Consider the following 24,782-nt stretch of genomic DNA (forward strand, 5'->3'; position numbering starts at 1 on the left):
TATTTCATCGACCTTTCTGTTCAAGTTATTTTTTATTGATTTTTAGCCCAACCCTAAACTAGCCAAGGCGGTGTTTTAAGTATTCGGCTTTTATGAAACATAAATAAGTTTATCCGAACGTTCCCTATAAAAGATGGAAATGATAGTGACCAAAACGAAATAACCGTTTCTTATATATTAAAAGGACTTGACAAGCTAAGAATTGAAAATCCGCAAGTTCCTTGTTTGCTAAAAGTTTAAGATTAGAAAGTAAACATATTAATATCAGTATTGAAGTACAAACCATTATCCTCAGTTATGAAAAAAGTTTTCCCGACCACTATATTAAATCGTAATTTTACTTTCCATCTTATAATTTTCTTGGCATCCATCATTTTTGGAACAAGCGAACTAGCAGCACAATTAAGCGATGTTCATTATTTGCCGCCATTAAAACAGGTTTCCAATAATCAGGCAATTGTTCAACAGGCATTTTATCTTTCCACACCCGAAACTTCGGTCTTTAACGTGAATGTATATCAAGGTACTGGTACTATTCCTGTCGCTACCTTGTCTATTTCAAATGCTACATCTGGGCAGTATAATGTTTCTGATGGTGACAATAATATCAGTCTTGTTGACGAAACTAATACAGGAATTGTTCTTAGCAACAGCGGACTTCGTTTTGAAGCCCCGGGCGGCGAAAAATTTTATGTGAACTACAGAGGGCGATCGGGCTCTCAAGCAACTTCATTAACATCTAAAGGTCGTGCCGCCGCTGGAAACAGCTTCAAATGGGGCGGTATTCCCAACCGGGCCAACAACGCAAATCTAACCACGACCCTTGGTATAATGGCTACCGTAGATAATACCGTAGTAGATATTTTTGGCTATGATCCGGCGTGTGAATTTAGACTTGGCAACAACCTTGGAGGAATTACCGCCGATGCGATCCAAATTGTATTGAACGCAGGTCAAACCTATGTATTGGAAGCTGCAAAAAACCAAACAGCAGCTAATATTGATGGTTGGTTAGGGGCTTCAATAAAATCTGACAAAAAAATAGTAATTAGCAATGGAGGTCTTAATGTGGGCGTACGAACCACCTCGGGTGCTAGGGATGCTGCCATAGATCAACCCGTACCTGAAAACGTTTTAGGTAGGGAATACGTGTTCATTAGAGGAAATGGTCAAACCAATAACGAAACCGAATTTCCGATCATTATAGGAACACAAAATAATACCCAGATTTTTGTTAATGGTTCGGCAACCGCCATTGCAACAATTAACAACGGAGAGTATTTTGAAATACCGGGTAGTAACTATTCTTCAAATACAGCAGGTGCGAACATGTTCGTGACTACTTCCAAAGAGGCTTATGCCTATCAATGTTTAACTGGTGCCTCTGGTATACAAACGCTGGGTCTTAATTTCATAGCTCCCGTAAATTGTTTATTACCAAGTGTCTTAAGCAATATTCCGAATATACAGGACGTCGACGGTTTAAACTTTAATGGTGGTGTTACCGTGGTTGCTTCTACAGCTACACCAGATGGTAATATTACCGTTACAGATGGTAATGGTAATGTAGCTTTACCGGCATCGACACCAGTTGCGGGAACATCGGACTGGAAAACCTTTTTTGTAAGTGGACTTACGGGCAATGTATCCGTTAACTCTACGGGACCTATCGCCGTTGGTTTTTTAGGCGCAAATAATAATGCGGGTATTGCAGGCTACTTTTCTGGCTTCGATACGGTTCCGGTGGTAGAACTCGACGTTACCGGTGGTGGTTGTTTACCAGCAGATGTTTTTGAGGCAACTGGTGGTTTTGATGCCTATCAATGGTTTAAAAATGGGGCTATAATTGCAAGTGAAACTAATAGTTCATTTACCCCGGATACCCCTGGAGACTATTTTGTAAGGGTAACCAAAGGTGGTTGTACCTATGATTCTGCCATTCTATCGGTATATAGTTGTGCACCAGAATTGGTATTGACCAAAATAGACGATGTGGACCCTATCATTGCCGGCAATGATGTTACGTTTACGATCACGGCCGAATATTTAGGTTTTAATGCGATAAATAACTTGGTCATTACAGATATATTACCAACAGAATTTACCTTGGTTAGTGCAACACCTAGTTCGGGTACATGGTCTTCTCCAGATTGGACGATAGGGACCATGCAAAGAGGTCAGTTATTTACACTTGACATAGTTGCTACGGCCAATAATGTTCCTTCGGATATTACTGTGACCAATACAATTTCGGCTACTTTTGATGAATCTGCAACCGAAGTAAATACCATTACAGATGATTTAGATGAACAGGTGACCATTTTTGCAGATACCGATGGCGATGGTGACCCAGATAATACAGATCCGGATGATGATAATGACGGTATAAGTGATGCCCAAGAAGCAATAGATGGAACTGATCCTTTGAACGATTGTAGTTCTATTGGCGGTACACCCGCGCCCACTAGCGATTGTGACGGAGATGGTGTGCCAAATGCAACCGATAAATGTGAAGGTTTTGATGATACATTGGATAACGATGCCGATGGCGTGCCAGATGGTTGTGATCAAGATGATGACAATGATGGGATTTTGGATACTGAGGAAAATCAAAACTGTCCAACCGCAAGTAAAATTCCTGTACAAGAAATATATAGCAACAATTTTGGCTTTGGTTCAACCAGAGCAAGTGATGCAAATGTAGTAAACCATGGCTACAGGGCATCAGGTGCCGTGGGAGATGGTTTTTATGCAGTAGCTAATTCTTCCAACCCTGGATTACAATTCTACAACAGAACCAATAGAAATGGCAATGTTGATGCCAGTGGTGATACCAGCGGAAGGTATTTGGTGGTCAATGTGGATTCATCCATACCTGTACCCTCTGAAATATATCGCATAAATTCGTTGAACACTCAAATAGGACAAGATTATGTTTTTCAAATTGCCTTAGCAGGTCTTTGCGAAAATTGTGGGGACCTTCCAATCCTTGGACTTAATGTAGAAGATGCCACCAATACAATTATTGCATCCGTAAATTCTACAGGTCTAGGTGTCTTGAACGATGATATTTGGAGAACGATCGAGGTCAGGTTTACCGCGACCACCAATCTATCAAACATCGTAATTTTAAATTCACAATCGAATGGTAGTGCCGGTAATGATATTGGTATCGATAATGTTAATCTTACTTTATTGGGATGCGATAGCAATACCGACAATATTCCAAATGCATTAAATAACGATTCAGACGGCGATGGCTGCCCAGACGCCTTAGAAGGTGATGGCGGTTTGGGTCTAGATGATATTGATGCTAACGGACGACTTACAGGTGGAGTAGACCCAAATACAGGAATACCTTTAGTTGCAGGCACAGGGCAGTCAAGCACAAGTTCAACAGATGATACTGTAACAAGCGGTGCTTGCGATGATGATGGTGATGGACTAACAAATGAAGAGGAAACAACAGGCGTAGATGACCCTTCTACCCCAGCAAATCCAAACGGTGAAACAACAGACCCTACGAATGAAGATACTGATGGTGACGGAATTTCTGATGGGCAAGAAGCTTTAGATGGCACAAACCCGAATGATTCTTGTAGTTCAGTAGGCGGTACACCGCTTGGAACTGCCGATTGTGATAATGACGGTTTAACGAACGACGAGGAAACAACAGGGGTAGATGACCCTGCAACTCCAGCTAATCCGAACGGAAATACGACAGATCCAAATGTAGTAGATACCGATGGTGACGGAATTTCAGATGGTCAAGAAGCCTTAGATGGTACAGATCCTAATGATTCTTGTAGCTCTATAGGTGGTACACCACTGGGAACTGTCGATTGTGATAATGACGGATTGACCAATAATGAAGAAAATACAGGAATAGACGACCCATCAACTCCAGCAAATCCTAATGGAAATATCACCGATCCTAATGATCCAGATACAGATGGTGATGGTATCTCCGATGGGCAAGAAGCCTTGGACGGTACAGACCCTAACGATTCTTGTAGCTCTATAGGTGGTACGCCACTTGGAACTGCCGATTGCGATAATGACGGTTTAACCAATGATGAAGAAACTACAGGGGTAGATGATCCTTCTACTACGGCAAATTCTAATGGCAACACAACAAATCCGAATCTAGTAGATACAGATGGCGATGGTATTTCTGATGGACAAGAAGCCTTAGATGGTACTGACCCTAATGATGATTGTAGCGCTATTGGAGGTACGCCTTTACCAACATCAGATTGTGATGGCGACGGTAATCCTAACGGAACGGATCCTAACCCAACAGTAGCAACGGCAGTGGATGATAACACTACTGCAGATGTAGGCATCGCTAAAAGGATTGATATTCTGTTCAATGATGATTTCCCAACAGGTAGCACCATCACGATAACCGGTGGAACAGCTGCGGGTACCGTAACGATAAACCAAGCAACGGGTGAATTAACGTATGTAGCAACTGCTGCAGAAGATAATAATACGGTAACCGTAACCTACCAAGTATGTAACGGTACCGTATGTGCTAACGCGACGGTCAACATTACCATACCATCTTGTGTAGATACAGATGGTGATAATATTTGCGATGTAGATGATACAGCGCCCAACGACCCTTGTGCTCCTATGAGCGACCCTAATTGGTTGCCAGTAGGTACAAGCGATTGTGATGGTGACGGATTAACCTATGATGAAGAAACCACGGGCGTAGACGACCCTTCAACTTCGGCAAATCCTAATGGTGAAACTACCGACCCAATGGATGAAGACACCGATGGTGACGGAATATCTGACGGACAGGAAGCATTGGATGGTACAAATCCAAACAATGATTGTGATTCTGTTGGTGGAACACCACTTGGAAACAGTGACTGTGATAACGACGGATTGACTAATGATGAAGAAACTACAGGTGTAGATGATGGATCTACTCCGGCTAATCCAAATGGAAATACAACTGATCCAAATCTAACAGATACGGATGGTGATGGTATCTCTGATGGGCAAGAAGCTTTAGATGGCACAGACCCGAATGATTCTTGTAGTTCAGTAGGCGGTACACCGCTTGGAACTGCCGATTGTGATAATGACGGTTTAACGAACGACGAGGAAACAACAGGGGTAGATGACCCTGCAACTTCAGCTAATCCGAACGGAAATACGACAGATCCAAATATAACTGATACAGATGGTGACGGTATTTCAGACGGACAAGAAGCCTTAGATGGTACAGATCCTAATGATGACTGTGATTCTATTGGCGGAAATGCACTGGGCGCGACTGATTGTGATAACGACGGATTAACGAACGATGAGGAAACAACAGGTGTAGATGATCCTTCAACTCCAGGAAATCCAAACGGAAATACAACAGATCCAAATGTAGTAGACACAGATGGTGATGGTATCTCCGACGGACAAGAAGCTTTAGATGGCACGGACCCTAACAATGATTGTAGTTCATTTGGTGGAACAGCATTAGGAGCAAGTGATTGTGATAACGACGGATTAACAAACGATGAAGAAACTACAGGTGTAGATGATCCTTCAACTCCGGCAAATCCGAATGGCAACACAACCGATCCTCGCGATGCCGATACTGACGGAGATGGTATAAACGATGGTCAAGAAGCTATAGATGGTACAGATCCAAATAACGATTGTGATTCCGTTGGTGGAACACCTTTGGCAACTACTGATTGTGATGGCGACGGTAATCCTAACGGAAGGGATCCTAACCCAACAGTAGCAACGGCAGTTGACGACAATACTACAGCAGATGTTGGCGTACCTAAAATATTGAATATTTTATTCAATGATGATTTCCTAAACGGCAGTACCGTAACCATTACGGGGGGTACCGCTGCAGGAACAATTAGTTTTGACCCTGCTACAGGAGAACTAACCTATATAGCAATTGCTGCTGAAGACAACTCAACGGTTACTGTAACCTATGAAGTTTGTAATGGTACGGTATGTGCAACAGCGACGGTTTTCATATCCATTCCAACCTGTGTTGATACCGATGGCGATAATATTTGCGATGTAGATGATCCTGCACCTAATGATCCTTGTATGCCAAGATCAAATCCTGACTGGCAGCCTGTGGCTACCAGTGATTGTGATGGTGATGGACTAACTTATGGTGAGGAAACAACAGGAGTAAATGATTCTGTTACGCCAGCGAATCCGAATGGAGAAACTACAGATCCAGATGATGCTGATACAGATGGTGACGGAATATCTGATGGGCAAGAAGCCTTAGGTGGTACAGACCCTAACAATGATTGTGATTCTGTTGGCGGTATTCCGCTTGGAACTAGTGACTGTGATAATGACGGCTTAACCAATGATGAAGAAATTGCTATTGGAACAAATCCTAACAACCCGGATACGGATGGTGATGGTATCAATGACGGACAAGAAGTAAATGTGGACGGCAGTAATCCTCTGAACGACTGTAACTCTAATGGAGGTACACCTCTTGGCACAAGCGACTGTGATAATGATGGTCTTACCAATGATGAAGAAGCTGCTTTAGGAACAGATCCTAGAGATAATGATTCGGATAACGATGGCATTTCTGACGGACAAGAAGTAAACATAGATGGTACTAACCCACTAGATGATTGTGATTCTAAGGGTGGAACCCCATTAAGAACAAGTGACTGTGATAATGATGGGTTGACGAATAACGAAGAAATAACCGGAGTGAACGATCCATCTACACCAGCCAATCCTACTGGTGCTATTACAAATCCTAATCTAGCTGACACAGATGGTGATGGAATATCCGATGGGCAAGAAGCCTTAGATGGTACAGACCCAAATGATTCTTGTGATTCAATTGGTGGTACACCAACAGGAGCTGCAGATTGTGATAATGATGGTTTAACCAATGAAGAAGAAACTACAGCCGGAACTAATCCAAACAATCCAGATACAGATGGTGATGGTGTTACCGATGGTGATGAGGTTATTAACGGTTCAGACCCATTAAACCCATGCGACCCAAATAATGCGAATGCATTGTGCGACACAGATGGTGATGGCTTAACCGATGCTGAAGAAGCTGCTTTAGGAACAGACCCTAACAATCCAGATACAGATGGAGATGGTATTCTAGATGGTCAAGAAGTATTGGACGGTACAAATCCTTTAGATGATTGTGACCATGTAGGTGGTACGGCATTACCGGATAGCGATTGTGATGGCGACGGATTGACGACTGCTCAGGAAGATGCCATCGGTACGGATCCAGATGTAGCCGATACGGATGGTGATACTATTCTAGACGGTCAAGAAATAACAGATGGTACAGACCCATTGAACCCTTGTGATTCATTGAACGGTGTACCTACTTTAGCTGCAGGTTGTGGTGAAGAGTTAGTAGAAACAGGTATATCTGTTATCAATGAAATCATAACTCCAGATAATGATGGTACCAATGATGAGTTATTAATAGATAATATCGAGTCTTATCCGAACAACACGGTACAGATTTATAACAGATGGGGAATCATAGTGTATGAGATGAACGGTTACGACAATGTTACGAACACCTTCCAAGGCGTTTCAAATGGTAGAGTTACCATAAGCCAAGATTCAGAACTGCCGGTCGGTGTGTACTTCTACGTGATCAAGTACGATAAGGAAGGTAATAACCTTACCAAGTCCGGTTACCTATACATAAACAGATAAAAAAATTCCCCTTAAAAACAATACGATGAACAAATATTTTCTAACCATTATAATTACCGTAGCGGGACTATTTATGGGATATTCCCAGCAAGACGCGCAGTACACACAGTACATGTACAATACGATATCGGTGAACCCAGCTTATGCGGGTTCGCGAGGAGTGTTGAGCATAGCCGCACTGCACCGTTCGCAGTGGGTGGGACTTGACGGCGCACCGACCACGCAGACGCTTAACTTCCATACCCCTGTCTCGGAACATGTAGGCCTTGGGCTATCTGTGGTGAACGACGAGATTGGTAACGGTACCAACCAGGATACGTATATAGACGCGGCGTTCAGTTATACGGTAAAGACCTCTGAAGAAGGGAAGCTTTCCTTCGGACTGAAAGCCGGCGGACACCTGTTTAACGTGGACTTTACGAAACTACGTAACTACGGAGCGGAGACGAACCTTCCGAACATTGATAATAAGTTCTCGCCGAACTTCGGTGCAGGGATCTATTACCATACCGACCAGTTCTATGCAGGGCTATCGGTACCTAACTTTTTACAGACCGAGCATTTTGATAGTTCCGATACGAACAGTTCTAGCCTTATCGCACAAGAACGTATGAACTTCTATTTGATCACGGGCTATGTGTTCGAGCTAAGGAACGACGTAAAGTTCAAGCCTGCGGCATTGATCAAAGCAGTAAAGGGAGCACCTTTACAGTTAGACCTTAGTGCGAACTTCCTTTTCAACGACAAGTTCTCTTTGGGAGCGGCGTATAGATGGGACGCCGCATTGAGCGCACTGTTCGGTTTTCAGCTGAACGACCAGTTGATGTTAGGTCTTGCCTATGATAAGGAAACGACCGATCTAGGAGCGACAAGGTTCAACGACGGTTCTTTCGAGATCATGCTGAGATATGAGTTCCTGAACAAGTACAAACGGGTGATCACCCCAAGATTCTTTTAAACCATGAAAAATAACACCATAAAAATTCTAGGTATCTCGATTTTAATGACCTTCTACTCGCAAGGGCAGGAAGTAAAAGTAAAAAGAGCGGATAAAAGTTTTGATGATTATGCTTATATAGATGCCATAAGCGGTTACGAAGAACTTGTTAAGGATGGATATTCGGACGAGTTAATCTATAAGAGATTGGGGAACGCAAACTACTTGAACGCAAACTACCAAAACGCTTCGCAGTGGTACGGTAAATTGTTCGGGATAGAAGGGCTGACCATAGATCCGGACTATTATTACAGATATGCCCAAACGCTCAAATCTTTGGGCTCCTACAAAGACTCCAATCAGTGGATGGAAAAATTTATATCTGTTTCCAATGTGGACGGTAGGGCGGCAAAATATGTGGAAAACAGGGACTACCTGGATACAATCAAAAATAATTCCGGAAAGTATATAGTTGAGATGGTAAGCTTCAACTCTGAATATTCGGATTTTGCCCCTATGTTCTATGATCAGGGAATTATTTTTTCATCCGCACGGGACACCGGACTTACCTCTAGAAAAATTCACGAGTGGAACGGCCAGTCTTTTCTAAATATTTACAAGGCTACCATTTTGGATGAAAAGGTAGTCGATGTTTCTACGTTATCCAAGAAGGTGAATACAAAGGCACATGAATCCTCTACCACGTTTACCGCTGATGGAAAAACCATGTACTTTACCAGGAATAATTTCAGCAACGGATTTGGCAGGGACGATGAAGGTGTAAGTAGACTACAAATATTCAGGTCTACCTTGATTGATGGAAAATGGCAAGAAACGATAGCATTGCCATTTAATGCAAGGGAATACTCGTTAGCTCACCCTACGCTTAACAAGGATGGATCTAAGCTCTACTTTGCTTCGGATATGCCGGGAACTTTAGGGCAATCGGATATTTTTTATGTAACCATAGATGCCAACGGTGGTTTCGGTATACCACAGAATCTAGGTGCCGATGTGAATACAGAAGGTAGGGAGACCTTTCCTTATATAAGCGAGGATGATATCCTTTACTTTTCGTCAGATGGCCGCCCAGGTCTTGGGGGGTTGGACGTTTTTGCGACCAATTCCGAAAAAGGTGTTGGGAAAAACCAGGTAGTCAATTTAGGGGCGCCCATAAACACCGAAGAGGATGATTTTTCTTTTGTAGTGGATGCAGAGAATAAGAAAGGTTATTTTGCCTCGAACAGATCTGGGGGTAAGGGTAACGATGACATTTACTCCTTTATTGAGCTGGAGTCTCCGACTTTTGTCTGTAATGTCGATATTACCGGTGTGGTGAGAAATCAAGAAAACGCTAGTATCCTGACTAATGTAGATGTCCAAATTCTGAACAGCGCCGGAGAAGAACTGACGAAAACAATTTCTGACGAAAAAGGAGAATTCAACGTAGCAATTCTCTGTAGCAAAGAAGAGCTTACTGCAATCGCGGTAAAAACAGATTTTAAGGAAGGTAGAATCAACTTTACGGCAAATGAAGATACTAATACCTTTACGGTAAATCTTACACCATCGAAAATGATATCGGGTATAGGTGATGATTTAGCAAAAAGTTTGGACATTCCTGTTATCTATTTTGATTTTGACAAAGACGACATCCGTGCGGACGCTGGGCGGGAATTGGAAAAGATCCTGAAATATATGAGCGACTATCCTGAATTAAAATTGGATATCCGGTCACATACGGATAGTAGGGGTAACGATGCTTATAATTTGGACCTGTCCGAAAGAAGGGCACAATCCACAAAAGTATATCTAATGGCTAAAGGTATTGAAGCAAATAGGCTGTCGGCCAAAGGATATGGAGAAAATTTATTGGCGAACGATTGTTTTAACGGAAGTGCCTGTAGCAAACTAAAACATGAATTAAACAGAAGAACTGAATTCATTCTAGTTCCTTAAGTTTTGATAATACTTTTATAGAAGAGCATGGAATGTTATTCCATGCTCTTCTTGGCTTGAATAAAATTTTAATTTGATTCAGCTTTAAGGTTTTATCGACCTAGCTCAAATATTTTAGTCAATAATTATTTTTTAAAATTGAATTAATATCAACCATAATCTATAATCTGTGTAAGCTATGTGCCTTAACGATCATTAAATAAAAAATAGTAAGACACTAGGTCATTATTCGTAAAGTCTAATTAAACGATGAAGAAGATATTTATAATTTTTATTACTGTCTCCTTTTGTTCGTGTGCAGGAGGAAAATACAACTATCTGTTTGATACAGGTAAGGAGTTGGACTTCAGCCAAGGAAAATGGATTTTAAACAGGACAGAATCAAATTCCAAGGTCTTCGACCAAGAATTGAATACCACTGCTTACAATGAATTTAAAGAAATAATTGGCGATTCTTTATTTGAATTAAATACCTTAAGGGCAAACAAATTAATTTCTTTAAAGATCGGATTTGAACTTAATGAGAAGGAACTGCAACAAATTGGAAAAGAATCCGAATGTGACTACCTAATAAATATTCGGGGCAGTATAGTTAGTAATGGGGCAGGAACATTATCATACAATTCTGGAGATGGGTTTTACAGTGCCAGTAATCAATCTTCCGTATTTATTTTAATTTATGATTTGAAAAGCGGTATAATTATTTCTTCATCCCAGGCATTTGGAAAAGCTACCGAGGAAAATTCTCATTTTGATAATGAAAATAGAGTTCCTTCTTTTCATAGTAGTGCTGAAACACTAATGGTGAAAGCTGCTAAAAATTTAATCAAGAAATATGGTCGGAACCGCTTGGATTAATAGTCAAGTTCAAATAAAGAATGAGTTAAGACATCATGTCGTAATTAGTAAAGTTCAAATAAAGGATGAGTTAAGACACCATCTCGTAATTCGTTAAGTATAAATAAAGGATAGGTTGGGACACTAAGGCATAATTTGTAAAATTCATCTAAAGTATTCATTCAATAGCTGAGGAAGCCATCAATCATCGGAGCCTCTTTACTGCAATAGTTCTTTAAATGTAGAATTATATATCAGGCAACTTATGCCCAAGGGGAAAAGTTACCGTAATGTCGGTACCTTTATTTTCTTCACTGGCAACATGGATTTCACCTCCGTTTCTTTTAATGAACTCATAACTTAGTACAAGGCCAAGCCCACTTCCTTTTTCGCCCTCCGTTCCATTAATGCCTTTCGGTTTTTGAACTGAAAAAAGACTTTCACTGATTTCGTGCGACATTCCAACGCCCGTATCGGATACGGTTATTATAATGCGGTCTAAAGTTTGGACTACGGTTACCTTGACCGAGCCCTTTCTTGGGGTAAACTTAATGGCATTGTTGACCAGATTGCGGATAACGAATTCAACCTGATCCCTATCCCCGATAATATGGGGGTCGCCGGTAACCAAAGCTGTCAACTCTACCTCCTTGTTATTCGCAATTACCGAGAATATCTCGCAAATCTCATATACGGTCACTTTAAGAGATATCGCTTCTTTTTTATCCTTTATCACATTCATCTGACTTTGTGCCCATATGATAAGGTTGTCCGCCATTTTCAGGGTATTGTCCAAGGATTTGCCAAGTTCTTTGCCCATATCCTGTATTTCCTCCTTGCTTATGAAATCGATATGTTCGACCAGAACAGAGCTAAAGGATTTAAGGGAGGTCAATGGGCTTCTCAGATCATGTGCGACAATACTGAAGAACTTATTTTTAGTTGCATTAAGTTCCTGCAACTCGGCTTTCTGTTGATTTATAGTTGCGTTTCGAGATTTAAGTTTTCCATTGATGTTTTTCACCTTTCCAAGTACTACGACCAACGTGATCAGGAATAAAGAGCCGATCAGTAAACTTACATTCCGATTAAATATACTAGAGGCCTGTGCCAGATTTTCTTTAAGGAGCTTATCGGTGGTTTTGTTAAGATTATGAATAGAGGCCATACTTTTCGTGAGCCTGTTCCGATCCTCAAGTTGGACTCTTTGCAGGTCCTGGGAAATTACATCGTATTCATTGAGGTATAACCCTGTTTTCTCTATATTGTTCCGCTTTAAGTAGAACGTTTGCATTTCGCGATATACCCGAAGCAAGAATTTATTTAAATTGTATTTTCTGCAAAAGGCTTCTGCATTTGCCAGATATTCAAATTCAAGGGCATCATTTTTTGCAGATCCCGCCATGGTGGCCAAGTGTATAAATGCTTCTGCCGTAGCTACTTTTTGAGCGTTGTCCCCGAGTTCATCCGAGATTTTTATGACCTTATTAAAATAATGACCGGCAGAGTCAAGTTGGCCTTCATTTTCTTTTATCAGTCCCATTACCTTGTAACAACTTGACAGTACGGGGAGATTGGCAATTGAATCGTTGATCTGTATAGCCAACCTGGTAAGTTGTTCTGCCTTTATAAATTCTTTGTTGTTATAATAACTTTCCCCGAGATTATGTGCACTGACCCCGATACGTTCCTTTATACCCTGCATGGTAAAGGCTTCAAAGGATTTTTTATGATATTCTATTTCCTGTTCACGATTGTTCAGGCTGCGATATATATGTCCCAACGATATGTAGCAATTTGCCAATCCTTTTTTATCCCCACGATCTTCAAAAATATCGATGGACTTTTGTATATATTCCATGCCCATAAAATAATTATCGTTCAAAGCATAGATGCTCGATAAAATCCTATAGCTATAGGCTATACCATCGATATCGTTGATATCGGTCGCCAGTGTAAGAGCCTCTTCGGCGTATTCCAGTGATTTGATATTGTCGACGTAGGTCAATTCCCGGCTCAGGGTATATAAGGTATTGATCCGCTCTTTTTCGGTAAGCTCGGGTCGAGAAATGGAATATTGTAGTTCCTGGACGGTTTGAGTTCGAGCAAATAATGCACTGAGTATAAATAAAAGCAAGAAACATGCCTTAATGCATAAGGGGGGGGATTTCATACTTGCGAGGGTATTGTGAGATATTAATTATAGAACGCTATAGCTTTTAAGTTATTATAGCGTTTAAAATCAGGTGGTTATTTTAATCTTGAACGGAATCATTGAATAATGAGCCAAATAATTAAATGCATAGAATTCATTCAAATTGCATATGTTATGATCGAAAGTTACCGATTTTATATAAATCTTCCAATAAAACTACTGCACATTGCAATTTAGAATTTGTAATATACTTATTTTTTAGAATGTACGAATTTTAGTATATATTTATGTAAGGGGAATACCTTGTATCTCTTTAAAAATAGGTTCAACCTTATTTATAAAATAGAAAAGGGCCTGATGTTTAATAATTATAACTTGATATTATTCTACAGAACCTGATGAGCGATAGTATAAATGTTTCAGTCTTATACATCTATTGAGAATATCCAAGATCAATGAACAAAAAGAAAAGAATTATTTTGATATCTGCCTATTGGAATGGAATTGGATGTGGGTATACATGGTAACTAACCCTTAGTCCAAGCTAATTATCCCGTTGTGATACCGTTTTCGAAGGTATGTTATTTTTATAGTACCGTCATACGTGGAGACGCTGGCAGGAAGTATCCTTGCCTTTGGGAATACCAAATAAGGAAAGATATTTCGGGGCCGAATTTTAAAAAGAGAACATATGTCAAAATTATTGATAAGTATTATAGATGATGATGAGCTTTATAAGTATGCGCTCAGAAGAATGCTAAGAAAGCTGGAAATTAATGACTTAGGTATCATAGAATTTTCTAATGGTGTGGAAGCCATCGATTTTTATAATAGGCGAATAATAGAAGGGGGAGAACTTCCAGATGTCATTTTTCTCGATATCAATATGCCCTTGATGGACGGGTTTCAATTCATGATTGAATATAAAGGTTTAATGGATAAACTCGATAAAATAGCGGAGATTTACATGTGCTCTTCATCGATAAACCCTAATGATATGCAAAATGCCGAGGAAATCGAAGAAATTACCGAGTACATTACAAAGCCTTTCAAATTTGAAAAGATCCATGAAATATTAATTACGGTAAAATGATGTATTACCAAGTTTTGCAAAATATAATTGCTACCAATCACAGAATAATCTTAAAAGGCTAATAATATTAAATTAGATTAAGAATAAATGAAGAATTGGGATTCCATGTTTTAATCCTTAAAGTTTAAATAAAGGATGATATCTTGCTTAGAAGAACAATCACTATCTTCTTATCCTAATAGGATTCTACAATGTCCAAAACAAATAAAAAGCTTATTCATCTATTTTGTATTCTGTTAGTATCTTTATCCGCCCAATCCCAAGTCTCTAAAAGAAAGGTGCTATCCTTGGAAACCAAAGCTCCGCTTCAAGGAGTGAATATTAGGGTAATTGGCACTAATATCGGAACAACCACCGATAACCAAGGTGACTTTTTATTATCCGAGATTTCCAAAGTAAAAAGTACCGATACCTTAAGATTGTCCTACGTGGGCCATGAAACCAAACTGATTTTGGCCGAACATATCCTGAACGGAACAAGTCCAATCTATCTCAGGCAGCATACCGAAAACCTTGAAGAAGTAGTGATTAGCTCGGACAAAGTAAGCCAACACAATAAGGTTCCGTTCGATGAGATGTCACTGTTGCCTAGGCCCTTGTGCTGCTTCGGTGCCATTGTCAACGAGAGCGGTAAAAAAATAGTTTTGACGGGAGGTGACGAATCTTATTATGAGGACAACTCTAAAAAAAGGTTGATAGAGGACCCTGCACTTTCCAATCTGGGCGCCAGTTTAGCAGATCTTGCTGATCGCCCTACAGCAAATCTGGAATGGCAACATTTTAATGGTAGTATTTATTCATATGATTTCAATCTCGATACTTGGGAAGAATTGGAGCCTACCCTTGGAGAAAGGGCTTACCATAATGCCATACTTTTCGAAGATAGGATATTCGTCGTAGGCGGTAAAAGACTTTCGGGCAACCGAAGATCTGAGTTTTTGGCGGATGATATCGAAATTTTGGATTTGGAAGCGGACAAACTATTGGTAGACCATACCAATCCCCATCAGGCGGTCAATTTTGGTTCCTTGATATACTTGGATAACACTATTTTTTTTGGAGGCTCTACCAAGACGCTGCGAAACGGGCAAAAGCTATACTCCGATAAAGTTCATCTTTATAACTTTGAATCCGGGCTTTGGTACGAATTAAAAGGAATGTCCAAAGCTAAGGAAACCAACGGAGCACTGATTGACGACAAAGTCTACATGGTCGGGGGATTCGACGGGAGGCCCCTGAAGGAAATCGAAGTATACGATTTGAACACGGAGGCATCCAAAATTGAAGGCGAACTTTTCGAAGGAATGGAAAGACCCGGTATTACATCTTCGGAAGGAGTAATTTATATAATGGAGAATGGTAAATTACTGACTTACGACACCGAACTTGGCATACTGAACGAATATTTGATTGCTTCGATGGTGAGTAGCCCTTTACTGCTAATCAACAAAGGTTTCCTTTTCGCAATAGGGGGGTCGATTACTAACAGATATTCAAGGAAGCCGTCTGCCAAAATGATAAGAATTAACATTCAAGACATTCAACGGACTTCAGTGAACCGATCTGCAAAGTTCAAATAAGGGATTGTTTAAAGTATCTGACTACATTCCTTTGTATTAATTCTTAACTTGAAATTTATAAAAGACATATGACATATGCTATATATATTTAATTGTTACGTATAATTAAGAACCCTTACTATGACGAAACATTTAGGATATAATGGATTGAAATTGATAATCCTTTGTTCGATTACATTATCCTGTTCTGAAACCAAAAATCAAAAAGAATATTTCAACGACTTAGGAGAAATATCTTTTGATGAACAACTGGACGATGAAAATTTTAAAGTCTGTCATGAAGACGTCACCTTTCCCTTTAACTATGGAGGTGTTGGACTTATTTACACGGGTGAAAAAACGAAATTGGAAGATACTATTAGAAATAAATTTCAAGATTTCCAAATCGATGGGCAGACGGGTTATATAACAGTCCGATTTATAATTAACTGCGAAGGAAAGTCGGGCAGATTCAGAACGACGGAAATGGGACTTGACCTCAAGCCCAAAAAATTCAATAAGGATATTGTTAGACAAATATTGGAGATTACAAAGGAATTGGACGGATGGAAAGCATTTGAATACAATGAAAAAACGTGGGATTATCAGCAATATCTAACATTTAAATTTGACAATGGATTACTAAAAGATATAATGCCATGAGAAAGTATTTATTTATTTTAGTCCTGACAACATTTCAAGTGGCATTGTACGGTCAACAGAATTGTGAACTTTTAAAAGAAGATCCCGAATGTTACGAAGCATGTTTGAAAATGAACCAAGAGAGCCTTCATCATCAAGGCTCCTTTGCATCCCAAAAACATTTAAGCGATGCGATTGAAATGTGCCCGAGCCTGTCAAACGCATATTTTGAAAAATCGGTGGCATTCTTAAAAAGGGGTATGTTCGTTGAATGGAAAGAACTAATGGACAAAGCTGTAGAATTAAATCCGGAGCAGCACCTTTCCTATAGGGCTTGGTGCCAATTCTCTTTCTTGCATAACTACGAAGAGACAATCAAGGATTTGACAAAACTGTCTGACCTAAAAGGCAAATCGTTTTTAGGGGTCGGACAAAGTGGTGATTACGATTTACGAATGGTTTTAGCTCTTAGCTACAAATTTATAGACCAAAAAGAAAAAGCAATCAAGATAATAGAAACTGCAATGATCGATAAAGATTATTATGTAGGCCTTTACGACTATTTGCATCTTGGCGTTCTCTATCTAGAAAATGGTCAATTAGACAAAGCAATCGAATCATTGGAAAAACAGGTAGATGAAAATGAACTTTCCGAAGTTCGTTATTATTTGGGTAAAACGTTCCTATTACAAGGGAACCGAACAGAGGCAAAGAAAAATATCGAAAGTGCCTTGGAACTATATAGAAGTAATAAAAAAATGCATAGCTACTATTATGAATTTGCAGACCAAGTTTACGAAAAAGATATAACAGATTTACAGAATAGAATGTAATGTAAAGGCGCAAACGGTAAAGAAGTACACACAACAAGGGCGTAAGCAAAGTTCATATAAATGATGAACACCAATCTCTTAAAAATTGTAATTATTGGATGGAAAGTTTCATTTTTTGTCATCTGCTTTTTTCTTATCTATAGTATCTATGCAGAAAAATCAGATGCAATCGTTTTTTGTATTTTGATACTTCTATTTAATGCTTTCGCAATTTGGAAATTTTCAGAAAAAAAGTTGAAGCGTAATAAATAGTTCAAATAAACGATAATATATGAATCAACATACGAACTCAGCCCTTGCAAATAATTTTACCAATGAATAAAATTTTTGAAATTATATTAATAATTACAGTTTTAGTTTCATGTAAAAACGGAAAAAGCGAAAATACTCAAACTCCTTCAAAAACAGAATTTCAAGAAATAATAACCGACAATTACGAATTAAGTAAACCGACTGAAAACATAAAAGCTGTTTTAATACTTTTTCCAGGTTTTGCTAATAAAGCCATTGACACGAAGCGGGAATTCAAAATAATTGAGATTACAAAGCACAATAATATTGCAGTTATTTACATGAATTATAATCAAAAATTATGGCTTGTTAAAGATGAGAAACTAAAACTCGCAGAACAGCTACAGAAGATATTACTGAAAAATGAATTGCCAATAACTGATGTTTATATTGGCGGGTATTCAAGTGGAGGAAATATCTCTTTCTTAATCAGTTCATTTCTAAATGAAAATAAGAATTTTAATTTCAAACCAAAAGGAGTTTTTATGGTGGACTCGCCAATTGACTTGGCGGCACTTTACAAGAGTTCTGAAAAGAATCTTGAACGAAATTTTTCAGAAGTATCAGTTACAGAAAGTACTTGGATAATAGAAACTCTTGATAAACGATTAGGAAACCCATACAACAATATTTCAAAATATCAGGAGTACGCAACCTACACTTCAGAAACAAACAATATTGATAACCTAAAAGGCTTGAAAAACACAAAAATTAGACTTTATACTGAGCCAGATACACTTTGGTGGAAAGAGAATAGAATGGCGGATTATGACCAGTTGAACTCTTACTATATCAAAAGACTTTCTAAAGACCTAAAAGAATCAGGATTTAACCAAGTAGAGTACATACCAACAGAAAATAAAGGATATCGAGAAAACGGAGATAGACATCCGCATAGTTGGTCTATTGTAGAGAAAGAAGATTTGATGAAATGGATTACACAATAAAAACTCTTTACAACACAACCTCCTATGAAAAGCCTCAGTCCAGTTTCTTAAAGTTTAACTAAAGGATTATTTAATGTTCTTGGTTACATACTTTCCTATTAATTTTTAACTTGAACTTATAGAAGATATGTATAATATACGTTACATATATCTCGTATTGGAAGTAAATAAAAAATGTTATTTATTTAATTGTTACCAACTATTTTGAAAAATTCTCTCCCTAAGAAACCTCCTTTGTATTTGTAAGTTTTTTGGCACAAAAATTGATTAAGTTTTTGGAACTAAAAACAACTAATCATGAAGAATATCCTTCTCTTACTTTCCGTTATTATTTTATTTTCTTGTAATAAAGACGAAGTCGAATTGCTAGATGAAACTTTACTTCTTGGAAGATGGGAACCTTATTCTAAACATATCGTTTACAAAGATGGGAGAGACGTTTTTACTAACGAAGACATATGCGAGTGGTATGATACCTATACTTTTTATGAAAATGGAAGATTACGTTATGCGGATGGTATTAAGATTGCTGAAGGGCAATGTGGAGATAATCCTGAACTGGAAATAGAAGGAGAATGGAATCAGGACTCTAATGGAAAATTTTCCTTCACGATTACGAAAACCGACGGTTCACAGTTAATACTAAATCCAAAAGATTTCTATTTTTTTCAAGAAGAACCTTTTTTAAGAATTGAATACTTTGAAGAAGACCCAAACAGTGAAGTTGAATTTTACTACACTAATTATAGCATATTGAAATAATCAAAAAGCCGGACTTTCAACTCAAACGCAACAGTTGTGTTGATGGACTTTTACTCGAACGGAGAAAAACAGTTGGCAACAATACCTCCTATGAAAAGCCTTAGTCCAGTTTCTTAAAGTTAATTAATATTTTCTTTTTTGCCTTAAACCACCTTTTTTTCTTTTAATATAACTTGCTCGCACTCCTATGTGTGATCGGTTCGAAACTTGAAACGTCACCGGCATCTGTATGATTATAAATTATAATAAAACCGGTCACTTGCTAAAAATGTGATCCTAAATAGTACAGGTCACGGGTTTTGTTTTGTGATACGGTTCTCACTACTATATTAGAGCTTTGTTATGATTTTTATTTTATTAGTTTTTCTGCTTATTATTCAATAACCCCAATGGTATATGGAACTTCTGTTTTAATTACCGCCAAGGTTCTACTTAGTAGCTTTCTAGCTACTTTGACAATGATACTTTTTACGTTCTTGCCTTGATGTTTACGATAATAGGCCTGCATTACGGGGTCTGCACGTATCGCTTGCCAAGATGCCTCTACAAAATAACTTCTCAATAAGCGGTTTGCACGTGGGGTCATTCCCATTGTCCTTTGACTGTTTCCGCTTTGATACATACTTGGTGCCAGACCTACGTAACCTGCCAAATGTTTAATGTTTTTGAAACGTCTTAAATCCCCTAGTTCACATAATATGCCACAGGCCACGATACCTCCGATACCAGGTATACTTCTCAGTAATAGATAATCCTTCTTATAATTCACTTTACAGTACCTTCTTAGCTGTGTGGACACATCGCGAAGCTCTTGGTCCACAAAACGGAAGAAACGCATTCTACTCTCTAATGTGGCCTTCGCCGTTGGGTACTCGAACATTATATCATCCAACCAATTTCTGTATTTATGGCTCCAATGGTCATTGTCGAACTCTTCAGGTTCCCTGATTCCGAAATACAACAATTGCATCTTTATATAGCTCTTGACCCTTCTGAAATCCTTTACAAGGTCATTTCTGCGTCTGAACAGACTACGAAGTTCTTCACGTTTCCTGTCCGGCACTATGATACTCTGCAATCGGTTATCCTTCAACTCTCTCGCTATCAACTGCGCATCTATCTTATCGGTCTTGGTATGTTTCTCTTTGCCCTTTCTATGAATGTCTGCTGGATTGACTACCAGACTTCGCCAACCGTAACTCTCAAAACAACGATGAGCGTGGTAACCGCAACAACCAGCTTCATAAGCTACGGTAACTTCATACTCCTTGAAATGTTTTGAAACATAACTATGTAATTGCTTTGGGTCGGGTGACATACTAAAAGACTTACCAGCGAACAGATCTGTTGCACAATGTACTTTCCAACTTCGTTTGTGAATATCGATACCAATGTATAACTTCGGGCAAGCAGTTTGTTGAGTGTTCATATCTTATTGTTTTAGAGAACTTTAAAGATACTCGACTTGCTGCTTTTTCATCGATGCTAACGTAATGCGGACTTTAGGACAAAATTGAAAGGTCTTTGTATATTTATAAAGTTGCTAAATCTTATGGATTTAGCTTTGGACAAGAAAAGATAAAACTAAATCCATAAGCTTTAGCTTCGTGCGCAGACGGAAACGAAAAGATTCCTTATTTCCGCACTACGTTTAGCCGAACCGTTATCAAAGTTCAAATAAAGGATGAGTTAGGACGCCATGTCGTAATTTGTAAAGTATAAATAAAGGATGATGTTAAAAAGAATTTTATTGATTGCTATTTTTGGAGTGGTATTCTTAGGTTGCGAAACTGACTCGCTACCTTGTGAAGATGGGTATATAGAAGTACCAGGTCAAAATGGACCTGTTTGCGTGCCTGAAGGAGAGGTAAGAGCTATTAACATGTCAACACCCTAAGTTCAATAAAAGGATAAATGAAATGACCGAAATAGACAAAATTGCATTTATTGAAATCCAAGGGCGCAAAATATTGAGCACGAAATCTAAAGGCAAGTTCAAATATTACATACCAGGAGGAAAAAGAGAAATGGGCGAGTCAGATAAACAAACTTTGGTTCGCGAAGTATCTGAAGAGCTTACAGTTAATATTATCCCTGATACTATTGAATATGTTGGAACATTTAGGGCGCAGTCTGATGGTGCCAAAGAAGGTGTAATGGTTAAAATGACTTGTTATAAAGCACAGTATAATGGAACGTTTCATCCTAATATGGAAATTGAGGAAATCAGGTGGTTGGATTCAAACGATACAGATAGAATATCAGAGGTGGATAAACTTATATTTCGCCATCTAGTAAGTATTGGGGAATTAAATTGAAGTTCAAATAAAGGATTTTAAATGTGGAGAGTATTTAGAGATATTGGAGGTTTGATTTGGTGGGGAGTTGTCAAACTTGGAAGAACAAAACTTGAGCTAGAGCAGGCAAAAATTAATTGGTCAAGAAATGTAATTGTGTCCATCTGCTTTATTTTATTGATAACATACTTAATTTTAAAGTTCAAATAAAGGATGAGTTAGGACGCTATGTCGTAATTCGTAAAGTTTAATAAAAGGATAAGTTAGGACACCACGTCGTTAATCATAACCATCAAATTAAAGAATGGAAAACTTAAAGAAAGAACAAATTCGATTAAAGGAATACGGCGAATCAGTTTTCGAGGATAAAACTAACTTTGAAAAGTGGTTAAAGACAAAGTCAAAAGCCTTGGGCGGGATAACCCCTGAATCACTTTTAAAGAGTGCAAGAGGCGTACAGAAGGTTATGTATGCTTTAGGAAGAATTGAACACGGTATCTTGGCTTAAAGTTCAAATAAAGATTGAGTTAGGACACCGTGTCGTAATTCGTAAAGTTTAATTAAAGAATGAAAATACTATCATTAATATTCGTAATCACACTCTTCTACTCTTGTGAAGAAAGTAGGCAAGCTAAGGATCCTGATTCCAAAGAAAAAGATTACTTGGAACAGTCTTAAAAGAGTTACATATCAAAGAATTACCCTGAGACAGATAAATTGTTTCTTAATTTTTATGCTGGTATGAGTTATTCGGATTATGCAATAGCTCTAACTAAAAGTATCGAATCTAATAATCTATTTTACTATGATAGGTCAAATGAACTTAGTTTTGGTACGATAACTGAAGATTCTGATATTCTTGTAAAAGATACCATTTTGGATCCTAGGGAAATTATGTATTGGCAACATTCTATAATATTTCCTTTAGTGGTGGGCGGTAGTAAATATTTCACTCAACTTGAGCCATCACGAGATAATTCCGGTCTCATAATCGGGGTTAGTATTTACGGCCCTATGATAAATCCTTTAGACACAAATGACTATTCAAATAGAGATATCAAACAAGTTCTAGCGAATTACAAAAAACAAGTTTTGAACCTCTATACAAGAAAATATGGAAAACCTGCTGTTAAATCAAGGATTGTCAATGAGCCAAAGGATTTGTTAGATTTTATAATCAAGGAATACGATGATAAGAATGAATATATTTTTCAAAATAATCAAGTGACAGCTGTTTTTAGACAGAATTCGAAATATAGCTATTCGGTTGATTATTTATTAACTGCGGATTATTTACAGAAAATTAATCAACAGAAAGAACAAAAATCAATCAGAAAAGAATCGATTAAGGAGCAAGAGAAAAAAACTCATTCAAATATTTAATCTATTTTAAGATTATGAATAGTTTAAATAAAGGATACGATATGGATGTGAAATTTGATGTAGTTAGGATTGGGGAAAGACGAAAGAACCATTTGTCTGAAATTCTTCTTGAAGAGAATACCATTATGTTGAAGAATACTTTAGTCGATTTTCTTTTTGATTTAAAAAATTCTGACGGGAAGAACAGTGAGCAAGTCACAATTGTAGTACCAGCAAAAGGATATAATCCAAAAATTAGACTACAAGACTTTAGAGACAAAAGAGTAAGAGATCTGGTGAAAATAAAATTTTCAGGGTTTATTTATAAAGGTTCAGATGATTCCTTCTTAATCAACATTAATAATCGAGTATTTAGGTAACCCTATAGTTCAAATAAAGGATGATTAAATACACTATTTGCTTAAAACTAAATATCCAATCAAAAGATTCTCATGGCTAAAATTGAAATATCAGGTTCCCCTGAAGAGCTTGAAAGAGTAAGTACATTTCTAACTAATAACAATATAAAATTCAAGGTGGTAAGTGATTTTGGAAATCACTCTATTGAGGTCTCTGGAAAATATAATAAACTTATTGAAAAGTTCAAATAAAGGATGATTACCTATTGGTATAAATTATTAGAATGTAAATCCAAGGGAGCCACAGGCTTAACCATACCTTTTTTGATTGGTGCTTCGACATTATTACCCAGTTCAAGAACATGGACGATATCTGATTTAATTATTGATATTTCAAAGAATCAAAATGGCGAAGTTATGTTGCGGTACTGTAATACGACTAGAGATTTTATTTTAGCTAAGACATATATTAATCATCTTACCTTTGGAAATTTGTTGGTTGTACCTGAAAAAAACCTGAAAGGATTAGATAAATTAGGGCATATCATCGAATCATTTGAATTAGATTATGCGAAGTTGATTAAATCGGGAGAATATTCTATTGAAAATGGGGAGGCCCATGAATTCAGTATTAAAGATTTAGATTTTATAAAAAAGTGCATTAAAGTTCAATAAACGGATAAGTTAGGACACCACGTCGTTAATCATAACCATCAAATTATAGAATGGAAAACTTAAAGAAAGAACAAATTCGATTAAAGGAATACGGCGAATCAGTTTTCGAAGATAAAACTAACTTTGAAAAGTGGTTAAAGACAAAGTCAAAAGCCTTGGGCGGGATAACCCCTGAATCACTTTTAAAGAGTTCAAGAGGCGTACAGAAGGTTATGTATGCTTTAGGAAGAATTGAACACGGTATCTTGGCTTAAAGTTCAAATAAAGCAAGAGTTAGGACACCATGTCGTAATTCGTAAAGTTCAAATAAAGGATGAGTTAGTACACTATGTCGTAATCTGTAAGGTATAAAGATTAATAT

At 38.0% G+C, this 24,782-nt stretch carries 20 protein-coding genes; 18 read left to right on the top strand and 2 right to left on the bottom strand.

Annotation, left to right across the window (positions count from 1 at the left end):
• The first annotated feature begins 297 nt into the window (after positions 1-297).
• From SJY30_RS14645 to SJY30_RS14660, 4 genes are all read left to right on the top strand, one after another.
• Positions 298-7,713 carry a gliding motility-associated C-terminal domain-containing protein gene (locus SJY30_RS14645; protein ID WP_396632883.1) on the top strand — a complete coding sequence of 2,472 codons (7,416 nt, stop codon included), beginning with the start codon at positions 298-300 and terminating at the stop codon, positions 7,711-7,713.
• A 25-nt stretch (positions 7,714-7,738) separates the two neighbouring features.
• Positions 7,739-8,671: a type IX secretion system membrane protein PorP/SprF gene (locus SJY30_RS14650; protein ID WP_396632884.1), complete on the top strand. Its 933-nt coding sequence runs from the start codon at positions 7,739-7,741 to the stop codon at positions 8,669-8,671.
• A 3-nt stretch (positions 8,672-8,674) separates the two neighbouring features.
• On the top strand, positions 8,675-10,609 hold the full coding sequence (locus tag SJY30_RS14655) for an OmpA family protein (protein ID WP_396632885.1): 1,935 nt from the start codon (positions 8,675-8,677) through the stop codon (positions 10,607-10,609).
• A 249-nt stretch (positions 10,610-10,858) separates the two neighbouring features.
• Positions 10,859-11,467: a hypothetical protein gene (locus SJY30_RS14660; RefSeq protein WP_396632886.1), complete on the top strand. Its 609-nt coding sequence runs from the start codon at positions 10,859-10,861 to the stop codon at positions 11,465-11,467.
• Between the two features lie 226 nt (positions 11,468-11,693).
• Here the strand turns inward: SJY30_RS14660 and SJY30_RS14665 are convergent, their stop codons facing one another.
• Positions 11,694-13,583: an ATP-binding protein gene (locus SJY30_RS14665; protein WP_396632887.1), complete on the bottom strand. Its 1,890-nt coding sequence runs from the start codon at positions 13,581-13,583 to the stop codon at positions 11,694-11,696.
• A gap of 709 nt (positions 13,584-14,292) precedes the next feature.
• Between SJY30_RS14665 and SJY30_RS14670 the strand changes: the two genes are divergently transcribed.
• The 6 genes from SJY30_RS14670 (at position 14,293) to SJY30_RS14695 (ending at position 19,728) form a co-directional block, all read left to right on the top strand.
• Positions 14,293-14,694 (top strand): response regulator, encoded by a 402-nt coding sequence (locus SJY30_RS14670; RefSeq protein WP_396632888.1) that lies wholly within the window; start codon positions 14,293-14,295, stop codon positions 14,692-14,694.
• A 191-nt stretch (positions 14,695-14,885) separates the two neighbouring features.
• Positions 14,886-16,274, top strand: a complete 1,389-nt coding sequence (locus tag SJY30_RS14675; protein WP_396632889.1) for a carboxypeptidase-like regulatory domain-containing protein — start codon at positions 14,886-14,888, stop codon at positions 16,272-16,274.
• Positions 16,275-16,394: 120 nt separating this feature from the next.
• Entirely contained in the window at positions 16,395-16,916 is a 522-nt protein-coding gene (locus SJY30_RS14680) for a hypothetical protein (protein ID WP_396632890.1), read from the top strand.
• Complete coding sequence (locus SJY30_RS14685; RefSeq protein ID WP_396632891.1) at positions 16,913-17,728, top strand: tetratricopeptide repeat protein; 816 nt, start codon at positions 16,913-16,915, stop codon at positions 17,726-17,728. Before SJY30_RS14680 ends, SJY30_RS14685 begins: the two co-directional genes overlap by 4 nt.
• A gap of 314 nt (positions 17,729-18,042) precedes the next feature.
• Positions 18,043-18,966: a hypothetical protein gene (locus SJY30_RS14690; protein WP_396632892.1), complete on the top strand. Its 924-nt coding sequence runs from the start codon at positions 18,043-18,045 to the stop codon at positions 18,964-18,966.
• A 297-nt stretch (positions 18,967-19,263) separates the two neighbouring features.
• Positions 19,264-19,728, top strand: coding sequence for a hypothetical protein (locus SJY30_RS14695; RefSeq protein WP_396632893.1), 465 nt, complete (start codon positions 19,264-19,266; stop codon positions 19,726-19,728).
• A 373-nt stretch (positions 19,729-20,101) separates the two neighbouring features.
• On the opposite strand, the gene SJY30_RS14700 is transcribed toward SJY30_RS14695, so the two are convergent.
• Entirely contained in the window at positions 20,102-21,157 is a 1,056-nt protein-coding gene (locus tag SJY30_RS14700; protein ID WP_396632131.1) for an IS110 family transposase, read from the bottom strand.
• 303 nt (positions 21,158-21,460) lie between these two features.
• On the opposite strand from SJY30_RS14700, the gene SJY30_RS14705 reads away from it, so the two are divergent.
• The 8 genes from SJY30_RS14705 (at position 21,461) to SJY30_RS14740 (ending at position 24,675) form a co-directional block, all read left to right on the top strand.
• Positions 21,461-21,625: a hypothetical protein gene (locus tag SJY30_RS14705; protein ID WP_396632894.1), complete on the top strand. Its 165-nt coding sequence runs from the start codon at positions 21,461-21,463 to the stop codon at positions 21,623-21,625.
• A gap of 22 nt (positions 21,626-21,647) precedes the next feature.
• The gene (locus SJY30_RS14710) at positions 21,648-22,046 is read left to right on the top strand and encodes an NUDIX domain-containing protein (RefSeq protein WP_027066603.1); all 399 of its coding nucleotides are present in this window, start codon (positions 21,648-21,650) and stop codon (positions 22,044-22,046) included.
• 283 nt (positions 22,047-22,329) lie between these two features.
• The gene (locus tag SJY30_RS14715; protein ID WP_286827712.1) at positions 22,330-22,533 is read left to right on the top strand and encodes an MbcA/ParS/Xre antitoxin family protein; all 204 of its coding nucleotides are present in this window, start codon (positions 22,330-22,332) and stop codon (positions 22,531-22,533) included.
• A gap of 233 nt (positions 22,534-22,766) precedes the next feature.
• Positions 22,767-23,408 carry a hypothetical protein gene (locus SJY30_RS14720; protein WP_396632895.1) on the top strand — a complete coding sequence of 214 codons (642 nt, stop codon included), beginning with the start codon at positions 22,767-22,769 and terminating at the stop codon, positions 23,406-23,408.
• A gap of 14 nt (positions 23,409-23,422) precedes the next feature.
• Positions 23,423-23,767 carry a hypothetical protein gene (locus SJY30_RS14725; RefSeq protein ID WP_396632896.1) on the top strand — a complete coding sequence of 115 codons (345 nt, stop codon included), beginning with the start codon at positions 23,423-23,425 and terminating at the stop codon, positions 23,765-23,767.
• A 72-nt stretch (positions 23,768-23,839) separates the two neighbouring features.
• On the top strand, positions 23,840-23,998 hold the full coding sequence (locus SJY30_RS14730) for a hypothetical protein (RefSeq protein ID WP_396632897.1): 159 nt from the start codon (positions 23,840-23,842) through the stop codon (positions 23,996-23,998).
• 3 nt (positions 23,999-24,001) lie between these two features.
• Positions 24,002-24,421: a hypothetical protein gene (locus SJY30_RS14735; RefSeq protein ID WP_396632898.1), complete on the top strand. Its 420-nt coding sequence runs from the start codon at positions 24,002-24,004 to the stop codon at positions 24,419-24,421.
• A 50-nt stretch (positions 24,422-24,471) separates the two neighbouring features.
• Positions 24,472-24,675, top strand: coding sequence for an antitoxin Xre/MbcA/ParS toxin-binding domain-containing protein (locus SJY30_RS14740; RefSeq protein ID WP_396632899.1), 204 nt, complete (start codon positions 24,472-24,474; stop codon positions 24,673-24,675).
• Positions 24,676-24,782 lie beyond the last annotated feature (107 nt).

The organism is Maribacter sp. R86514 (genome assembly GCF_044597005.1).
Lineage (GTDB): Bacteria > Bacteroidota > Bacteroidia > Flavobacteriales > Flavobacteriaceae > Maribacter.